Genomic DNA, 18,826 nt, shown 5'->3' with positions numbered 1-18,826 from the left:
ACGGGACATGCCGATGCAGTGCCGATCACGTTCGGATATCGCGGAACTGGCCCGGCCACGCCCCCCTGCACACGGCCGCCCCGTCGCATATCCGTGCATGCGGGGATATCGGCAAGCGCCGGGGCGCGGATGCCGGGTGGCTGTCCCGGGCGGTTCGCCAGCTCACCCGCGGGCGCGATGGACACGATGTCCTTCGATTTCCCGGAGCCGGCGTCCGGGCTGTCGCAACCGGCCGTGCACGCTTTTCCCGCGCCCCACGTTGGCGACGTATCCAATGCATTCGACGACATGCCGGAACAACCCGCACCTTGGTCCCCGGACAGGGAAGATGGCGATACCGGGATGAGCGGACTGGCCGCCCGTGCGCTCGCCCTGTTCGACGAGTATGTCGAGTGGTCGCCAGCCAGGCGCAAACGCGCGCTCGCCGAACTCGCGACTCGCGACCCTGCGCTGCACAAGGCCCTGCATGTCCTGCTGGAATCCGATGCGTCGGACCGGCGCAGCGTGCTGGACAAGCCCGCCGCCGCCGTCGTTGCCAGCAGGCAACCGGCAACACGCGATGTCCCGGTTGACGATGATGCTCCCGACCCGCGTATCGGCACCCGCCTCGGCGCATGGCGCATCCGGCGCCGGATCGCCAATGGCGGCATGGGCACCGTCTACGAAGCCCATCGCGACGACGCGCAGTACCAGCAGCGTGTCGCCCTCAAGTGCATCCGCGCCGAGATGGTGTCTCCGGAGCTGGCCGCCGCGCTCTGCGACGAGCGCAACCTGCTCGCACAACTCGACCACCCGGGCATCGCCCCACTCCTGGACGGCGGCGTCGACGATGGTGGACATCCCTGGTTCGCGATGCGCTTCGTCGACGGCATCCCGATCGATGCCTGGTGCGACGAGCGCCGGGCCGGCCTGTCCGAACGCGTCGGCCTGCTGCTCCAGGCCTGCGAAGCGCTGGCCCATGCCCACGCCCAGGGCATTCTGCATCGGGACATCAAGCCCTCCAACCTGCTGGTCACCCCCGAGGGCCGCGTGCAGGTGGTGGACTTCGGCATCGCTTCGACCTTCAGCCTCCATGAGGCCGATCAGCCACCCTGCCTGGCGCTGTCCCCGGACTACTGCGCACCGGAAGCCCACGGCCGCGGCAGCAACGGGCCGACCTCCGATCTGTACTCGCTGGGCGTGCTCGGCTATCGCCTGCTGTGCGGACAATGGCCGACCCCGCTGCACGGCGTGCGCTCGATCGCTCCGCTTGCGCGGCTGTCGGAACCGCTGCCCATGCCGGCCCTGCTCGACGACGTGCCGGAATCGACCGCGGTGGCACGCGGCCTTCGCACGCTTGCCGCGCTGCGCGGCGCGCTCTCCGGCGACCTGTCGACGATCATGCTCAAGACGGTCGCGACCCAACCGCAGGACCGCTACGCCAGTGTCAACGAGTTCGCCACCGATCTTCGCCGCTGGCGCTCACGGCTGCCGATATCGATCCGGGAAGACGAAGGCCTCTATCGACTCGGAAAGTTCCTGCGCCGCAACCTGTTGGTGGTTGCGGTAGCGGCCCTGATGTTCGGCGCGTTGGCCGCTGGCCTGGGCATCGCATGGCAGCAGCACAACGCGGCGGTGCGCGAGGCCAATGCCACCATGCTGGTCAACCGGCTGTTCGCCTCGACCCTGGGCACCGCGACCCTGTCCGGGCTGGGCAGCACGCCCTTCTCCTCCAGCGAGCTGCTCGAACGGACCGAGCGCGAACTGCGGCAACTGCCGCTGTCCGAACACCCGGCGGCGCTCGCGCGCGGGCTGGCGACGCTGGCCCGAAGCCATGCCCTGCTCGGCAAGTACCGCCATGCCGTCGAGCTGTCCGACGAGGCGCACCGCACGATGGGAGACCTTCCCGACAAGGACGGCTTCATCGCAGCCACGCGGATATCGATGCTCAACAACCATGGGCAGAGCAACGATGCCGCGGCGCTCGCCCGCTCGAAACTCGATGAACTCGAGGCCCGCGAGGACGAGCAGGGGCAGCGGATGAAGCTGACGTTCGGCGCCGAGCTCGCCAAGGCCCAATGGAGCATGGGAGACACCGAAGACGCCGTGATCACGATCAACGACCTGCTGCAACAGGTCGGGACGCTGCCCGGCGACAACGAGGAGCTGACCGCCGAACTGCTGCTCGTACGCGCCGGGTTCCTGCAGCAGCTCTGGCGCTACGAGCCTGCCCGGGCGGACATCGAGAAGGCGATTGCGCTGGCCAGGCCGAAGAACAGGGTCCTGGCGGACGACGCACTCGCGTACCTGGTCATCAACCTCGGCAACAGCATCTCTCCCGAGACCTATGAACGCGCGGTCGAACTGCAGGAGAGTCGTGAGGCCAGCCTGGGGCCATCGCACCCCAAGACCGCATTGGCGGCCCTATACGTCGCCTGGTCCCATTACCCCAGAATCGACTCGGACAAGGTCCGCGAGGCTTTGGAGCTGATCCGCACCAGCTACGGCGCCGAGGATCCCAACTACGCATCGGCACTCGCATCGTCTGCCTGGACGATCTCCCGCAACAGCCGCGAGAGTATCGAGATGTCGCGCGAGGCGCTGCGGATCCTGCAGCGCACACTGGGCGACGATGCGGTCTGGACATTGAACGCGAAGGGGACCGTTGGCGGCGCCCTGACCCGCCTGCAAGGCGACGAGCGACGCCCCGAGGATGTCGAAGAGGCCATCGAGCTGCTTTGGCAGACGATAGAAGGGAAGCGCAAGGCCGGCATCCCCGCCCCGACCGATCGCCTTCACCTGCTCAAGACCATCGTCAACGAAGGCGACAGGAGCAAGCTCGCCTACGTGGCTCCGCTCATCGAGGAAGGCAAGCGCGAGGTCATCGCCTCGGTCGCGCCCCGAGGCGACCCCGACAACACCAGGCTGCAGATGTTCGACCAGCTCGGAGCCCGGCTGCTCTATCTGCGGGGAAGGCGCGAGGATGCGGACAAGCGTTTTGCCGAGATCATCCACGAGCATCGCGACTACATCGACCACCCTGCCCAGGCGCTGTCGAGCCACGCGCAGATGCTCTCGCGCCTGATCATCCAGTCATTCGTGTACCGCGCCCTGTACGCGTTCGAGACCTGCGACCCGGGCCGCGCCGACGCACTGCTGCGCGAAGGCATCGAGTTCGGGCATGCCACGCTCGGCGAAACCGATCCGGTGACCCTGACGATCACGAGCTATCTCAACAACCTGCGCAACCAGGGACAGATGACCGACGACACCGATTCGCTGTGGATCTCGGTATCCGAGAACCAGGCGGTCAATGAGCGGGCCCGTTCCTGCTCGCAGGACCGGCCGCCCCTGACGGCCGCATCGGGCTGAGCCCTGCGCATGCCCCGTCGCGGCCCGCATCGCATGCGGCGCAGCGCGGTTGCGGACGACACCCGGCCGGCACCGAGCGGCTCCCGGGGCGCAAGCAAATGTTGCGCCAGAAGATGGCTTGAGCATGTTCTTGTGCACGGAACGAGGCGCCACACTCCTGTCTTCCAGGAGGGTGCATGCGCAGCAAGTTGTTCGTACCGGGTGCCCGACCCGAGTTGTTCGCCAAGGCCTATGCCTCCGCGGCGGACGCGATATCGTTCGACCTCGAGGACTCGGTGCCCGCCGAGTCGAAGGCCGTGGCGCGGACGCAGGTGGCCGGATTTCTGTCCGCACGCACGCACGGCGACCGCGGCAAGCTGGCCATCGTGCGCACCAATGCACCGGATTCGACGCACTTCGATGCGGACCTGGCGGCCTGTCTGGACGCCGGCGCCGATCTGATCAACCTGCCCAAGATCGAATCGGCGCCCGCACTTCGCGACGCCGTCGCCCGACTGGAGGCGCTGGAGTCGCAGCGGGGCCTGGCCCGCACCGCCGGGTTGCTGGTGAACATCGAGTCGCCGCGCGCCCTGCGCCACGCCGCCGCCATCGCCGCCGCCCACCCGCGCGTGGCCGGACTGCAGGTCGGACTCGGAGATCTGTTCGAGGCCGCCGGCATCGCGCGCAGCGCCGCCAACGTGCATGCGGTGCTGTTCCAGGTACGGATGGCCGCCGCCGAGAACGGCGCGTTCGCCTGCGATGGCGCTTTTCCCGCGATCGCCGACGAAGCCGGGTTCCGTGCCGAAGCCCGGCTTGCACGCGAACTGGGCTATATCGGCAAGAGTTGCATTCATCCGCGCCAGATCGCATGGTGCCACGAGGTGTTCACGATCACGCCCGCCGAAATCGAGCATGCGCGGCGGGTCGTGGCCGCCGCACGGAACGCCTCCAGCGCCGGACATGGCGCCTTCCAGGTGGACGGACACATGATCGACCCACCGTTTCTCCGACGCGCCCAGGCCCTGCTGGCGGCGGCGGGCGATTCCGCGGCATGAGCCCCTCTCCGTTCCAGCATCGCCGCGCCCCCGCGAACCGACGGACACCGCTGCGCTCACGACCGCGCGGACCGGCCCTGCTCCGGGCGCTGCTGATCCTGCTGATCCTGCCATTCCTGCTGCCACCCGCCGCCGCGGACAGCCTCATGTCGATGGCAGTACGCGACCTGGAGGTCCCAGGGGAGCTCCGGGACGGCACCCTGGTGGCGGTTGCGGGCCGCCCGGTCCTGATCGACGGGGCCGGCGGCTCGGCCCAGGTCCGCGCCATCGACGGCGACCGCTGGGAACCGGTGCTCGCGGCACCGGAACTGCTGGCGCGCCTGGCCAGGCATCCGCTGGCCGGCGACATCCTGATCGGCGAGCACGGCCGCCACGTCGAGGTCCTGAGCTGGGACCAGGCCCGATTGCGAAGCCAGGCGCTTCCCCCGCTGCCCGAGCCGCTGTCGGATGCGCGCGCGGCCCGCTTCCAGGGCGGCTGGCGCATCGCCGGGATCGGCGAGGACGGCGCCCCGCGCCTGTATGCAGGCGCATTCGCCGGCACCGACGAGGGCGGCTGGCGACGCCAGCCGGCATGGGACGGCGGCGCTCCCGCCGCGCTGCTGGCGCACACCGGCCGGCTGCTGGTGGTCGAGACCACCGCCGGCGCCAATGCCACCCACCGCTGGAGCGAAGACCTCGGCTGGCAGCGGGTGCAAGCCGCGCCCGGCGCGATCGACCCGCGCCTGGTCCGCGCCCTCGGCCAGGCCCACGCACTGTTCGCGGTGAGCCGTCCGGAAGGCGGCCGACTGGCGACCCTGAACACGATCACCGGCGCCTGGACGATGCTGCCGCAGGTACTGGAATCGGACACCCTCGGATGGGCGCCGTGGGCGGATGGCGCGGCCTGGCTCGCTCGCGACGGCCTGCACCTGGCCGAACCGGTCGAGCGCCAGCCACTGCTGAAGTGGCAGGACTGGGTGGTGCTGTCGGTGTACCTGGTGCTGGTGCTCGGGGTCGGGCTGTACTTCTACCTGCGGGAAAAGAGCGCCTCGGCCGCGGACTTCTTCGTCGGCGGCCGTTCGATCCCGTTCTGGGCCGCCGGCATCAGCCTGTACGCCACCAATGTCAGTTCGATCAGCTTCATCGCGATCCCGGCCAAGTCGTTCGAGAGCAACTGGCAGTACCTGACCAACAACCTGATCGGCGTGCTCGGACTGATGTTCGTCGCGGTCTGGGTGGTGCCGCTGTTGCGCCGGCTCGACCTGATGTCGGTGTTCTCCTATCTGGAGACCCGCTTCCATCCGGCGATCCGCATGCTCGCCAGTGCGCTGTGCATCGTCATGCAGGTCGGCAGCCGGATGAGCGTGATCCTGTTCCTGCCGTCGCTGGCGATCGCCACGATCACCGGCATGGACGTGGCCTGGAGCATCCTGATCATGGGGGTGTTCACCATCGTCTATACCGCGCTGGGCGGCATGCGCGCGGTGATCTGGACCGACTTCGTGCAGGTGCTGGTGATGTTCGGCGGCGCCCTGTTCGCGATCGGCTTCATCTTCTGGCACCTCGACGGCGGGGTGTCCGAGTTCGCCCGCATCGCCATGGCCGAGCACAAGACCCGCGTGTTCGACTTCAGCTTCGACCTGACCCGGGCGACGGTCTGGGGCTTCCTGTTCCTGGTGGTGTTCGACGTCGTGCTGACCTTCCCCAAGGACCAGGTGCTGATGCAGCGGGTGTTGTCGACTCCGTCCGCGCGCGCGGCCGGGCGCTCGGTCTGGACCTTCGCCGCGATCACCATCCCCGGCGGCATCCTGTTCTACGGCATCGGCACCGCCCTGTACGTGTACTACCAGGCCCATCCGGAGCGGATGGACCCGTGGCTGCCGATCGACTCGACCTTCCCGCTGTTCATCGCCGCCGAACTGCCGACCGGGGTGACCGGCCTGATCATCGCCGGCATCTTCGCCGCGGCGATGTCGACCCTGTCGTCGATCATCAACTCGGTCTCGACCCTGCTGTCGGTCGACTTCTACCAACGGCTCTCCAGGCGCCCCAGCGAACGCGGCAGCGTGCGCCTGGCGGAATGGACCACGGTCCTGGTCGGCGCGGTCGGCATGGGCCTGGCCTGGCTGCTGGCCAGCTACGACGTGCAGTCGCTGTTCGACGTCTCGATCGAACTGGCGGGACTGCTCGGCGGCGGCTTCGCCGGCGCCTATACCCTGGGCATGTTCACCACCCGCGCCAACTGGCAGGGGGTGGCGATCGGCATCGCCTCGGCACTGGTGGTGACCTTCGGCGCCTGGTCGATGGACCTGGTCCATCCGTATTTCTACCTGGCGATCTCGATCATGACCTGCATCGTCGTCGGCTACCTCGCCAGCCTGCTGTTCCCGCCGCCGGCGCAGTCGCTGGCCGGGTTGACCGTTCACACCGGTCGCGGCGGCGGCACACCCGCGCCACTCGCGCAAGCGGCGCGGGCGAAGTAGCCTGTGCGCTGCAGCGGAGGGCGCAGGTGGATACACAGTTCCTCAGATCCTTCATCGCCATCGCCGACCACGGCTCGATGGCCGCCGCCGCGCGCACGCTGAACCTGACTCCGGCGGCGGTGGCGCAGCAGATCCGTACCCTGGAGCGCGAGTTCGGGGTGTCTTTGATCGCCCGCGCCGGACGCACCGTGGGCCTGACCGAACAGGGCTCGCGGATCCTGGAGCGCGCCCGGGCGATGCTGCGCGACGTCGCCGACATGCGCAGCGTCGCCAACGACAGCGACGCTTCCGGCGACCTGCAACTGGGCGCCTGCCCCACGGTGCTGGTCGGACTGGTGCCGGACGTGCTGGCGCGGATGGTCAGCCGCTTTCCGCAATCGAACGTGTTCATCCGCCCCGGCTACTCGGCCGACCTGTACCGCGCGGTCGAGAGCGGCGAACTGGACGCCGCGCTGGTGCTGGAGGCGCCGTTCCCGCTGCCCAAGACCTGCGGCTGGGAAGTACTTCGCGAGGAGCCGCTGGTGGTGCTCGCGCACGCGTCGCTGGCCGGGCGCGATCCGCACGAGCTGCTCGCCGAGCAACCGCTGATCCGCTACGACCGCAACCAGTGGGGCGGTCGCCAGGCCGACGAGTACCTGCATCGCCACGACATCGTCCCTCGCGAACGGGTCGAGCTCAATGCGCTCAACGCGATCGCGGCGATGGTCGACCGCCGCCTGGGCGTGTCGCTGGTGCCGGACTGGATGCGGCCGTGGCCGGAAGGCCTCGACCTGGTCCGGATCCCGCTGCCGGAGCCGAGCGAGCCGCGCCGGATCGGTCTGATCTGGTCGCGCGCGTCGGTGCGGATGCGACTGGTCGGCGCGCTGCGCGAGGAAGCCCACGAGGTCGCGCGGGCGATCGACTGACACAGCCGACCGATGTCGTCGATGTTGCGTCGCAACAAACAGTTTCGACGCTCTAACCGCAGGAATTCTTTCTTCTGAACATAAGCGGCCGGTGTACTTCCGGCCCTGCCGAGTTCCTACCCTGCCTGAGCGGTGCATGTCCATGCACCAGGTCCGGCGCCACGCGCGCACGTGCACCCATCATCATGCGCATCGAAGGTGCGCCGTACCGGGGAGGAGTTCCATGTTGTCGAAGCCGTTGACCGTCGCCATCGCCAGCGTCCTGCTGGCCACCACCGGCGCCGCACAGGCCCAGCAGGTCGAGCAGGAAAGCGACGAATCGTCCGAACTCGACGCCACCACCCTCGACCAGGTCGTGGTCACCGGCGTGCGCACGCCCAAGGCGATCGACAGGATTCCGGGTGCGATCACCCTGGTTTCGCAGGCCGAGATCCAGAACACCCTGGAGCTGACCGAGGACGCGACCGCGGTGCTGACCCGCACCGTGCCCGGCTACTCGGAATCCTCGCAGGCGATGAGCAACTCCGGCGAAACCCTGCGCGGCCGCGTCGCGCTGCGCCTGTTCGACGGCATCCCGCAGGGCTCGCCGCTGCGCGAGGGCAGCCGCAACGGCACCTTCACCGACATGGGCGTGATCGGCCGGATCGAAGTCATCAACGGCCCGTCCGCCGCCGAAGGCATCGGCGGCGCCGGCGGCGTGATCAACTACCTGTCGAAGGTGCCGACCACTCCGGGCCACGAGACCACCCTGACCACCCGCTACTCGACCCAGTTCGGCGACGACAGCTCGCAGTACAAGGTCGGCCTCAGCCACGCCTACAAGGGCGAGAACGCCGACTTCTTCGGCAGTGCCGCCTATATCGACCGCGGCATCAGCTACGACGGCGACGGCCGTCGCATCGGCATGAACACCAGCGGCTCGCTGGCCGACTCGCGGACCAAGAACCTGTTCCTCAAGGGCGGCTACAACTTCGGCGAATACGGCTACCAGCGCATCCAGGCCAGCTACAGCAACTTCCGCATCCGCGGCAAGGCCAACTACATCCAGGTCGAAGGCTGCCGCTACGACCCGGTCGACTGCCCCAAGCCGACCACCAACACCTCCGAACGCGGTTCGATCGCCGGCTCGCTGGCCGAGTTCAACGACTTCGAGCAGTTCGCCGTCAACTACAGCCACGGCAACTTCTTCGACGGCACCCTCACCGTCGACGCGTACTGGGCCGACCAGGCGATGCGCTACCTGCCCGAGAACGGCGCCGACCGCCAGCTGACCAAGCCGGCTCCGCCGGAGGATCAGCGCATCTACGACCAGTCCGAGATCACCTCGGAGAAGAAGGGCCTGCGCCTGGGCTACACCCGCGGCGACGCCTTCAACGTCGCCGGCCTGGAACTGCGCGTCGGCGTGGACCTGGTCAAGGACACCGCCGCCCAGCGCCTGGCGCTGACCGACCGTATCTGGGTACCGCCGATGGAGTACACCTCGGTCGCGCCCTACCTGCAGGCGAGCTGGGACATCGGCCCGGTCACCCTCAGCGCCGGCGTGCGCCGCGAGGACGACGAGTTGCACGTCGACAGCTACACCACCACCGCCTACCGCGACAGCGTGGCGGTCGACGGCGGCGGCCTGGAGTACACCGAGAACCTGATCAACTTCGGCGGCATCTGGCGGATCACCGACCAGTGGTCGGCGTTCGCTTCGTACTCGGAAGGCTTCGGCCTGGCCAACATCGGCATCCCGTTGCGCAACATCAACGCGTCCAGCAGCTGTCGCGACGTCGACTGCATCGCCGACCTCGACCCGCTGATCACCGAGAACAAGGAGATCGGCGTCAACTGGCGCGGCGAGCGCGCCCAGATCGGCGCCTCGGTCTACCGCTCCACCTCCGAGTTCGGTTCCAGCCTGTCGGTCGATCCGGCCACCGACGACTTCATCCTGACCCGCGCCCCGACCGAGATCGAGGGTTTCGAGTTCAGCAGCGCCTGGACCTTCAGCGAAGCCTGGAAGGGCACCCTGCTCTACTCGCGCATCCGCGGCAAGACCGAGTATTACCCCGGTTCCGGCCTCGAAAAGGAAATGGGCATCCTCGACCTGAGCCCGGACAAGGTCAGCGCTTCGCTGACCTGGACCCCGAACGACCGCTTCAACGCGACCCTGGGCGTGGTCAAGACCTTCGACCGCGACCTGCGCGAAACCCATGTCCGGGCGTCCGACGGCGCGACCTTCACCAATGACGAGAACACCTACGGCTACGCGTTGTGGGACCTCAGCGCCAACTACGACATGGGACGCTACGGCGAGATCGCGCTGGGTGTCGAGAACCTGTTCGACAAGCAGTACGTGCTGACCTGGTCGCAGCTGCCGGGCTGGCAGAACTACTGGGCCGGCCGCGGCAGGATGGTCTCGCTGACCCATACGATCAAGTTCTGAGCCGGCGGGCCGGCGGCATCCGCCGGCCCCGCGCAGCGGCCGCCAGGGAAGCGCAGAAGGAAACCATTGTTGAAGACATCGCACCGGCTGTTTTCGTACGCGATCCTGTCGTGCGCTCTGGCCGTCCCGGCGCTCGACACGTCCGCGGTGGCCGGCCCGGCACCCGTCGACGCGACGCATCAATCCGCCGCAACGCCGACGCAGCAGGCGACGGTCTGGTTGCGGGACACGGCGCTTGCCCCCGGCTATCCCGGCGCGCGCCTGCTGATCGCCACGCCCGAGCGGGTGCTGGTCGACGTCAGTGCCGGTCACCGCGATCTGGCCCGGCATGAGCCGCTGCCGGCGGATGCGATCTACCGCATCTACTCGATGACCAAGCCGGTCGTCTCCGCGGCGGTGCTGCGGCTGCTGGCCGAGGGCCACGGCGACCTCGACGATCCGGTCGGCGAACATCTGCCCGAGCTGGCCGGGCTGTACCGGGTCGACGACGACGGCACCCATCGAACGGCGGTGCCGACGATCCGCCAGTTGCTGACCCATACCGCCGGCTTCGCGGTCGAAGGGCCGGCGCTGGCGCGACGCGAGGCCGCCCGGCTGGAGGACAGCCGCGACCTCGCCGACTACGTGCGGCGGCTCGCGGAGGTCCCCCTCGGCAGCGAACCCGGCACCGCTTTCCGCTACGACAGCGCCGCGCTCGACGTGCTCGGCCGCCTGGTCGAGGTCTGGAGCGGGCAGCCGTTGGAGCGCTATCTGCGGTCCGAGTTCTTCGAGCCGCTGGGCATGCGCGACACCGGCTTCTCGGTGCCGGCGCGGCAACGCGATCGCGTGGTCGAACTGAGCACCACCGGCGATGACGGCCACCTTGTCATCGCCGACGAGCCGCACGCACGCCATCCGGGCATCCGGCTGCGTCCCTACCCCAGTGCCGCCGGCGGGCTGTATTCGACCGCGGCCGACTACCTCGCCTTCGTGCGCATGCTGATGAATGGCGGCGAACATGCCGGCCATCGCTATCTGCCGCGCAACATGGTCGAGCGGATGTTCAGCGATCAACTCGCCCCGATGGGCCTGTCCGACCCGCATACCGACGCCACCGGCGGGCAGGGCTTCGGGCTTGGCCTGGCGGTATTGCAGGACCCGGCCCTGCGCGGCCGTAGCGGCGGCCCCGGCCAGGTCGGCTGGTCGGGCGCGGCCAGCACCTATTTCGTTATCGACCCGCATCGCCGCATCGCCGGTATCCTGCTGTTGCAGCACCTGCCCCGGGACGTTCCCGCAGACCTGCCGCGACTGGCGCTGCCGTTCTACAACTTCGTGCAACAGGTCGCCGCTCCGTGAGTCCCCGCCAACGCATCCTCGTCGCCGGCTCGGCGAATCTCGACTTCGTCGTCCGCGCCGGGACCATTCCCACCCCCGGCGAAACCGTGCTTGGCCGCGACTTCCAGACCTTTCCGGGCGGCAAGGGCGCCAACCAGGCGGTCGCCAGCGCGCGCGCCGGCGGCGCGGCCACCTCGATGCTGGTCGCGCTGGGCGAGGACGACTACGCCGAGCGCCTGGAAGCCTCGCTGCGCGCGGCCGGAGTCGAACTGACGATCCGCCGCCAGCGCGGGGTCCCGACCGGCAGCGCGTTCATCTGTGTGTCCGACGACGGCGAGAACGCGATCACCGTCGCCCCCGGCGCCAACGCCTGCCTGCTCGGCAGCGACCTGCCCGCGCTGGACGACATCGGCCTCCTGCTGCTGCAACTGGAGACTCCACTGCCGGCGATCGAAGCCTGGGCGCGGCGCGCACGCGCGGCCGGTGTGCGGGTGGCGCTCAATGCGGCGCCCGCGCATGCGCTGCCGCAACGCCTGCTGGCGCTGATCGACCTGCTGGTGGTCAACGAGAGCGAGTTGGCCGCATTGACCGGCATCGGCGACGACATCGGCGCGGCGCTGGCACGGCTGCCGGTGCCGATGGTGGTGGTGACCCTCGGCGCGCTGGGCTGCTGCGCGCGCATCGACGGCGTCCTCCACCCCTGCCCCGGTTTCGCGGTCGAAGCGGTCGACACCACCGCCGCCGGCGACACCTTCTGTGGCGTACTGGTCGCGGCGCTGGCAGGCGGCGCCGACCCGGAACCCGCGCTCGCCCGGGCCTGCGCCGCATCGGCCCTGACCTGCACCGGCGACGGTGCCCAGTCCAGCATCCCGGCGCGCGACGAGGTCGAGGCCTTTCTCGCCGCCGCGCCGGCCGTGGACGCCGGACGCGTCGCCGCGCTCAGGGCGCACTGCGGCCTGGCCTGACCTCCCCTACTCCCGAGCACAGCGATGATCGACCCCTACGACAGCGACTATCCGGAAACCGGGCCCGAATCCGGGGACGCGGACGTACGCACCGAGTACAAGTTCTCCCACGTCACCACCGGGCGCTACCTGCCGACCCCGGGCAAGGCGCCGGAATGGGCGTTCGCCGACATCGGCGAATGGATGATCGACCCCGGCGCCAGCGCCGGGGACTGGTTGCGGGAGCTGCGCGACTGGCGCCGCGAACACCTGGTGCGGATCGGCTACAGCGACCACAACTATCGACATCCCGACCTGCAATGGGCGCAGCGCAATTTCGTGCACGCGCAGATGATGGTGGAGGACCGCTACTTCTACGACCCCGAGCAGGGTTGCTACACGGTCGACCGCTACCTCGACGATCTGCAGGCGCGCTTCGGCGGCATCGACTCGGTGCTGATCTGGTACGTCTACCCGAACATCGGCATCGACGACCGCAACCAGTTCGACCTCGCCGCCGACATGCCCGGCGGCCTGCAGGGGCTGCGCGAAGCGGTGGACGCCTTCCATCGCCGCGGGGTCAGGGTATTCCTGCCGGCCAAGCCCTGGGACCACGGCACCCGCGATCCCGGCGTCAGCCACTGGGATGGCCTGGCCGAGGTGGTCGAGGCGGTCGGCGCCGACGGCATCAACGGCGACACCTTCAACGGCGTACCGCGTGCGTTCTTCGACGCCTGTCAGGCCCGCGGCCGCACGGTCGTGCTGCAACCCGAATCGACGATCAGTTCGGAAGAGCAGCTGATCTGGAACGTGCAGAGCTGGGGCAAGAAGGCGCCCGACCGGACCGTGCCGCCGGTCGCCAAGTGGAAGTGGCTGGAGCCGCGCCACATGATCAACTACGAGAACCGGTGGGGCCGCAACCGCAACCACGATCTGCAGTACTGCTTCTTCAACGGCATCGGTTACAACGCCTGGGAGAACATCTGGGGCATCTGGAACCAGTTCACCCCGCGCGATGCCGAGAGCCTGCGCCGGATCGCCGCGATCTACCGCCGCTTCCCCGACACCGTGGTCAGCCGCGACTGGGCGCCCTACCAGGCCACCCGCCAGGCCGGCGTGTTCGCCAGCCGCTTCCCGACCGCGCGGCGCACGCTGTGGACCCTGGTCAATCGCAACGAGTACGAGATGGAAGGCGAACAGCTGGCGATCGCGCATGTCGACGGCACCCGCTACTACGACGTCTGGAACGGCCGCCTGCTGGCGCCGCGGATCGAGAACGGACAGGCCCTGATCGAGCTGCCGCTGGAGGCGCGCGGCTTCGGCGCACTGCTGGCGGTCCCCGGGACCGTCGATGATCCCGATCTCGACGCCTTCCTCGCCGAAACCGCGCAGCGCGCGCGGACGCCGCTGCACGCGTTCGGCAGCGGCTGGAAACCGGCGTTGCAACAACCGCTCGAGATCGCGCCGACCGCGCCCGTGGCCGAGCCGCCGGCCGGCATGGTCGCGATTCCCGGCACCGAGTTCGACTTCAAGGTCCAGGGCATCGAGATCGAGGGCTTCACCTGGGCCGGCCTCGACGTGCAGTACCCGTGGGAAAACTGCCCGCGCCGCCATCACCGGCGGCGGATGCGGATCGCCCCCTTCCACATCGACCGTCATCCGGTCACCAATGCCGCGTTCAAGGCCTTCCTCGACGCCAGTGGCTACCGGCCGCGCGACGCCCACAATTTCCTGCGCCACTGGCGCGACGGCGCGCCGCGACCGGGCTGGGAAAACCGGCCGGTGACCTGGGTGTCGCTGGAGGACGCCCGCGCCTACGCCGTCTGGGCCGGCAAGCGCCTGCCGCACGAATGGGAGTGGCAGTACGCGGCCCAGGGCGGCGACGGGCGGCTCTACCCCTGGGGCAACGACTGGGACGACAGCCGGGTCCCGGCCGCCAATCGCGGGCGCCGGCTGCGGGCGCCGGACCCGGTCGGCGCGCATCCGCAGGGCGCCAGCCCGTTCGGCGTCGAGGACCTGGTCGGCAACGTCTGGCAATGGACCGACGAATACCACGACGCGCATACCCGCGCCGCGGTCCTGCGCGGCGGCTCCAGCTACCGGCCGCAGACCTCGCACTGGTACTTTCCCCAGGCCCACCGGCTCGACCAGCACGGCAAGTACCTGCTGATGGCGCCGTGCAAGGATCGCGCCGGCACGATCGGCTTCCGCTGCGTGGTGGACGCGCAATGAGCGCGGACACGACAACGATGGAGGCATTGGCGCTGACCCCGTTGCCGGCCGCGGCGACGCGTCTGGACGGGCTGCTGGGACAGGCGCTGGAGGCGAACCGTCGCGGTCGCCTGAGCCGCTTCATCACCGGCCCCGACAGCCCCGCGATCGCGATCTTCGCGCCCGAGCGCTGCTGCGACAACGAGGAGGGCGACTGGTACGGCGAGCATGCCGGCAAATGGCTGGTCGCCGCCGCCCGCGCCGCCGCCCGCAGCGGCGATCAGGCGCTGCGGGAACGGGTGCTGGCCGTTGCCGACCATCTGCTGACACGACAGGACGAGGACGGCTACCTGGGCAACTACGCGCCGGCGCGCCGCTTCACCGTGCCGCAACCGCCGAAACCGGAGAGCTGGAACGGCGAACCCGCGCTGCGCACCTGGGACATCTGGACCCACAGCTATCTGGTGCTGGGCCTACTCGAAGTCCACCGCCAGTTCGGCGACGACCGCCACCTGCTCGCGGCACGCCGGATCGGCGACCTGTGCCACCGGACCTTCGTCGAGCGCGGCCTGGACATCACCCGCGTCGGCAATCACCACGGGATGTCGGCGACGGTGCTGATCGATCCGGTGGTCGAGCTGTATTTCGCCAGCGGCGAGCGCCGCTATCTGGAGCTGGCCGAAGCCCTGCTGGCCCAGGCCGAGGCGCAACCGCGACTGGCGCTGCTGAGCCGCCTCGCCGAGGGCGCCGACGCGTCCGAGATCGCCACCGGCAAGGCCTACCAGCTGTGCTGGAACCTGGTCGGGGTCGCCAAGCTGGCGCGCGCCAGCGGTCGCGATGAACTGCGGCAGGCGGTCGAACGGCTGTGGACCAACATCCGCGACCACCATCTGAGCCTGGGTGGCGGACCGTTCGGCGGCATCGCCCATCGCTCGCGCGAGGTGTTCAATCCCGGCTTCGTGTTCGACCCCACCGCCTATGTCGAGACCTGCTCGGTGCTGGCCTGGGTGCAACTGAGCCGCGAGCTGCTGCTGCAGACCGGCGAAGCCCGCTATGCCGCGGAGATCGAGCGCAGCGCCTACAACGACCTGCTCGGTGCGCAGGCCGAGAACGGCGAGGACTGGTGCTACTACTCCTTCGCCAACGGCCCGCGCGTGCACACCCGCTACTGGCGCTGCTGCAAGTCCAGCGGCGCGATGGCGATCGAGGAACTGCAGACGCTGGCCTGGAGCCGCGACGGCGACGCCCTGGTGCTGAACCTGCTCGGCCCCGGCCGCGCGGAGATCGCCTGCGAGGACGGCGCCCTGCGGGTCGCGGTCACCGGCGACTATCCGCTGCAGGGCCATCTGCAACTGCACATCGAAGCGGCCCCCGCGAACCCGGCGGGCCTGCGCTGGCGGATTCCCGACTGGGCCGGCGAGCGGACCGTCAGGCTCAATGGCGACATCGTCGAGACCGTGGACGCGCACGGCTATGCCGGCCTGGTCCGCCGCTGGCGCGCCGGCGACGTGATCGAGCTGGAAATGGCGATGGCGCCGACCCTGCATCGACGCCGCTATCGCAACATCCAGGAGTCGCGGGCGCCGGACGGCTCGCCGGTGCGGCAGCAGGTACTGCGCCGCGACTACGTCGCGCTGACCCGTGGACCACTGGTCTACGCGACCGGGCTGATCGACGGCTACAAGAACACCGAGAGCGTGCTGCTGCCCGAGCCGGCGCAGTCCGCGCTGTCCGAAGCCCCGGCCGGGCGCGACGGCCGCGTGTCGTTGCGACTGGCACCGTTGCATCGGGCAGCGATCGAGTTCCATCCGTACTTCGATCTGGGCGGGCGCGTCGACGGCGGCTGGCGGCTGACCTGGCTGGAGCTGGCGCCGGCGGCGCTGCCTCCCTACGAGGACGACATCGGTGCGATGTAGCGGACGCGCGCATTTTCTGATGCGAGAAGATAGGGCTTCTGGCTGGAAGGCCCCGGAACCGCCCGGCACACTGGGACCGCTCCGCAAGTCCAACGCCAGGGAGGCACGCTCCGCATGACCGACGCCGCGCCATCACCGTTCGATTTCCCGCGCCAGGGGGCGGCCGGCCCGCTGACCGGGATCAAGGTCCTGGACCTGAGCGCCTACATCGCCGGTCCCTACGGCTGCACGCTGTTGGCCGACCAGGGTGCGCGGGTGCTGAAGATCGAACCGCCCAGCGGCGACAACCTGCGTCGTTATCCGTCCACCCTGGACGCCGAGAGCCGCGCCTTCGTCGGCGTCAACCGCTCCAAGCGCGGTCTGGTGCTGGATCTGAAGGACGAGGGCGACCACGCCCGCCTGTTGCGCCTGGTGCGCGAGGCCGACGTGCTGGTCCACAACTTCCGTCCTGGCGTGCCCGAACGCCTGCGCATCGACTTTGCCCGTCTCGCGGCGCTGAATCCGCGGCTGATCTACTGCGCGGTGACCGGCTACGGCGAGACAGGGCCGATGAGGGACAAGGCCGGCTACGACCAGGTCCTGCAGACCATGACCGGCATGTGCACCGAGCAGGGCAAGCCCGGCGGCCCCCCGGAAATCCTGTACGGCTCGGTGGTCGACTACTACGCCGCGGCATTGCTGGCCGGCGGCGTGTCCTCGGCGCTGTACGAGCGCGAGCGCAGCGGCGAAGGCCAGTACGTCGGCGTCTCGCTGCTGCGCAGCGCACTGGCGATGCAGTCGGCGCGGATGGTCCTGGTCGACGGCGAGCCGCGCCGGATCAGCCGCGACATGCGCTCCGGCGGCATCACCGGCCTGCATCCGACCCGCGAGGGCCATCTCTACCTGTCCGCCAACACGCCGCATTTCTGGCGCGCGTTGTGCGAGCTGACCGGCCTGCCCGCGTTGGCCGACGACCCGCGCTACGACAGCGTGCGCAAGCGCGCCGAGCACGCCGCCGAACTGATCCCGCGATTGCACACCGCGCTGTCCGCGCGTTCCGCGCTGGAGTGGGAGGCGCTGTTCGGCGAACGCGTGCCTTGCGCGGCCTCGCGCCGGGTCGACGAGATGTTCGACCACCCGCAGGTGGAGAGCGAGCAACTGCTGGCGACGATGACCCACCCCACCCTCGGCCGCTACACCGGCGTCGCCCGCACCATCAAGTTCGGCCGCACCCCGGGCCCGGAGCCGTTCGCGGCGCCGGTACTGGGCCAGGACGACCCGACATGGCGGCGCCCGTCACGCACCGGAGATCCGGCATAGCAACACGCGTCACGCAAGCGCGAACAGACGCTTGACACACCCGCGTCATCCCTGCTCCCTAGCCTCGACCGATCCGATCGAGCCGTTGGGGAGAGATGGCGATGAAATGGCAGGCCCTCATTGTGGGAGCCGCGCTTGCGGCCTTGTCCGGAGCCGCGCCGGCCGGCTCGTACCTGCGCGTGGTGTCCTGGAACACCCTGCACGCGGGCTGGAACAACCACACCAACTGGGACGGCTATGCGGCCCAGGCATGGGAGCGGTACGGCTCCAGCGCTTCGTCCACCAACGGCGTCGATGTCATCTTCGCCCAGGAAGTCATGTACGCCGATGCCGCCGCCGGCATCGCGTCGGCACTGACCGCCCGCAGCGGCGTCGCCTGGGACTACCGGGTCACCGCGGCGATCGGCCGCAGCAGCTACAAGGAACGCTACGCGGTGTTCTTCCGCCCGGACCGCGTCCAGCTGCTGTCGGAATACGTGTGGAACGACAGCGACGACCGGTTCGCGCGCGAACCGCAGATCGTCAAGCTGCGCCATGTCCAGACCGGGGCCGACTACACCTTCATCAATTGGCACACGGTGTTCGGCACCACCGCCGAGCGGCAGGCGGAGATACAGCACATCGCCGACGTGTTCGAGGCTGTCCAGGACGGCAGCGGCAGCGACCAGGACGTGATCCTGGTCGGCGACCACAACCGCGACGCGACCTCGGCGTGGTGGGCCGGCCTGGAGGGGCTGTCGCCGGCGGTCGGCCACCAGGTCAACGAATACACCACGATCAACACCAGCTGCGCCTATGCCAGTCGCTACGATCACTTCTGGTTCCAGGCCTCGTACGTGTCCGAGTACTCGGCCTCCGGCCGCGACTACATCGCCGACATGTGCGCGTTCCGCACCGGCGTGTCCGACCACGCACCGATCTATCTGAAGCTGTATTCCAGCTCCGACACCGACTGACGGCGC

The 18,826-nt window shown here is 69.3% G+C and carries 11 protein-coding genes; all 11 read left to right on the top strand.

Going from position 1 to position 18,826, the window contains the following annotated elements; genetic code table 11:
* Nucleotides 1–18: 18 nt before the first annotated feature.
* The gene (locus tag C9I47_RS05440; RefSeq protein WP_190238613.1) at nt 19–3,351 is read left to right on the top strand and encodes a serine/threonine-protein kinase; all 3,333 of its coding nucleotides are present in this window, start codon (nt 19–21) and stop codon (nt 3,349–3,351) included.
* Between the two features lie 176 nt (nt 3,352–3,527).
* Nucleotides 3,528–4,385 (top strand): HpcH/HpaI aldolase/citrate lyase family protein, encoded by an 858-nt coding sequence (locus tag C9I47_RS05435; protein WP_111265849.1) that lies wholly within the window; start codon nt 3,528–3,530, stop codon nt 4,383–4,385.
* Nucleotides 4,386–4,531: 146 nt separating this feature from the next.
* Nucleotides 4,532–6,847 (top strand): sodium:solute symporter, encoded by a 2,316-nt coding sequence (locus tag C9I47_RS05430; protein WP_223250289.1) that lies wholly within the window; start codon nt 4,532–4,534, stop codon nt 6,845–6,847.
* Nucleotides 6,848–6,873: 26 nt separating this feature from the next.
* Nucleotides 6,874–7,752, top strand: coding sequence for a LysR substrate-binding domain-containing protein (locus C9I47_RS05425; RefSeq protein ID WP_111265847.1), 879 nt, complete (start codon nt 6,874–6,876; stop codon nt 7,750–7,752).
* Nucleotides 7,753–7,978: 226 nt separating this feature from the next.
* Nucleotides 7,979–10,180, top strand: coding sequence for a TonB-dependent receptor (locus C9I47_RS05420; protein WP_111267981.1), 2,202 nt, complete (start codon nt 7,979–7,981; stop codon nt 10,178–10,180).
* A 69-nt stretch (nt 10,181–10,249) separates the two neighbouring features.
* Complete coding sequence (locus C9I47_RS05415) at nt 10,250–11,515, top strand: serine hydrolase domain-containing protein (protein ID WP_190238612.1); 1,266 nt, start codon at nt 10,250–10,252, stop codon at nt 11,513–11,515.
* Nucleotides 11,512–12,459, top strand: coding sequence for a ribokinase (locus C9I47_RS05410; protein WP_223250288.1), 948 nt, complete (start codon nt 11,512–11,514; stop codon nt 12,457–12,459). Before C9I47_RS05415 ends, C9I47_RS05410 begins: the two co-directional genes overlap by 4 nt.
* A gap of 24 nt (nt 12,460–12,483) precedes the next feature.
* Nucleotides 12,484–14,670: a formylglycine-generating enzyme family protein gene (locus C9I47_RS05405; protein ID WP_111265845.1), complete on the top strand. Its 2,187-nt coding sequence runs from the start codon at nt 12,484–12,486 to the stop codon at nt 14,668–14,670.
* Entirely contained in the window at nt 14,667–16,565 is a 1,899-nt protein-coding gene (locus tag C9I47_RS05400; RefSeq protein WP_223250287.1) for a glycoside hydrolase family 127 protein, read from the top strand. The genes C9I47_RS05405 and C9I47_RS05400 overlap by 4 nt, the downstream gene beginning before the upstream one ends.
* 114 nt (nt 16,566–16,679) lie before the next feature.
* The gene (locus C9I47_RS05395; RefSeq protein WP_111265843.1) at nt 16,680–17,864 is read left to right on the top strand and encodes a CaiB/BaiF CoA transferase family protein; all 1,185 of its coding nucleotides are present in this window, start codon (nt 16,680–16,682) and stop codon (nt 17,862–17,864) included.
* 143 nt (nt 17,865–18,007) lie between these two features.
* Entirely contained in the window at nt 18,008–18,820 is an 813-nt protein-coding gene (locus tag C9I47_RS05390) for an exonuclease/endonuclease/phosphatase family protein (RefSeq protein ID WP_223250286.1), read from the top strand.
* The last annotated feature ends 6 nt before the right edge of the window (nt 18,821–18,826 follow it).

Source organism: Marilutibacter maris (genome assembly GCF_003233695.1).
In the GTDB taxonomy this organism is placed as follows: Bacteria; Pseudomonadota; Gammaproteobacteria; order Xanthomonadales; family Xanthomonadaceae; genus Marilutibacter; species Marilutibacter maris.
Note: the sequence above shows the minus strand (reverse complement) of the source record. Positions and strands in the feature narration are given on the sequence as shown.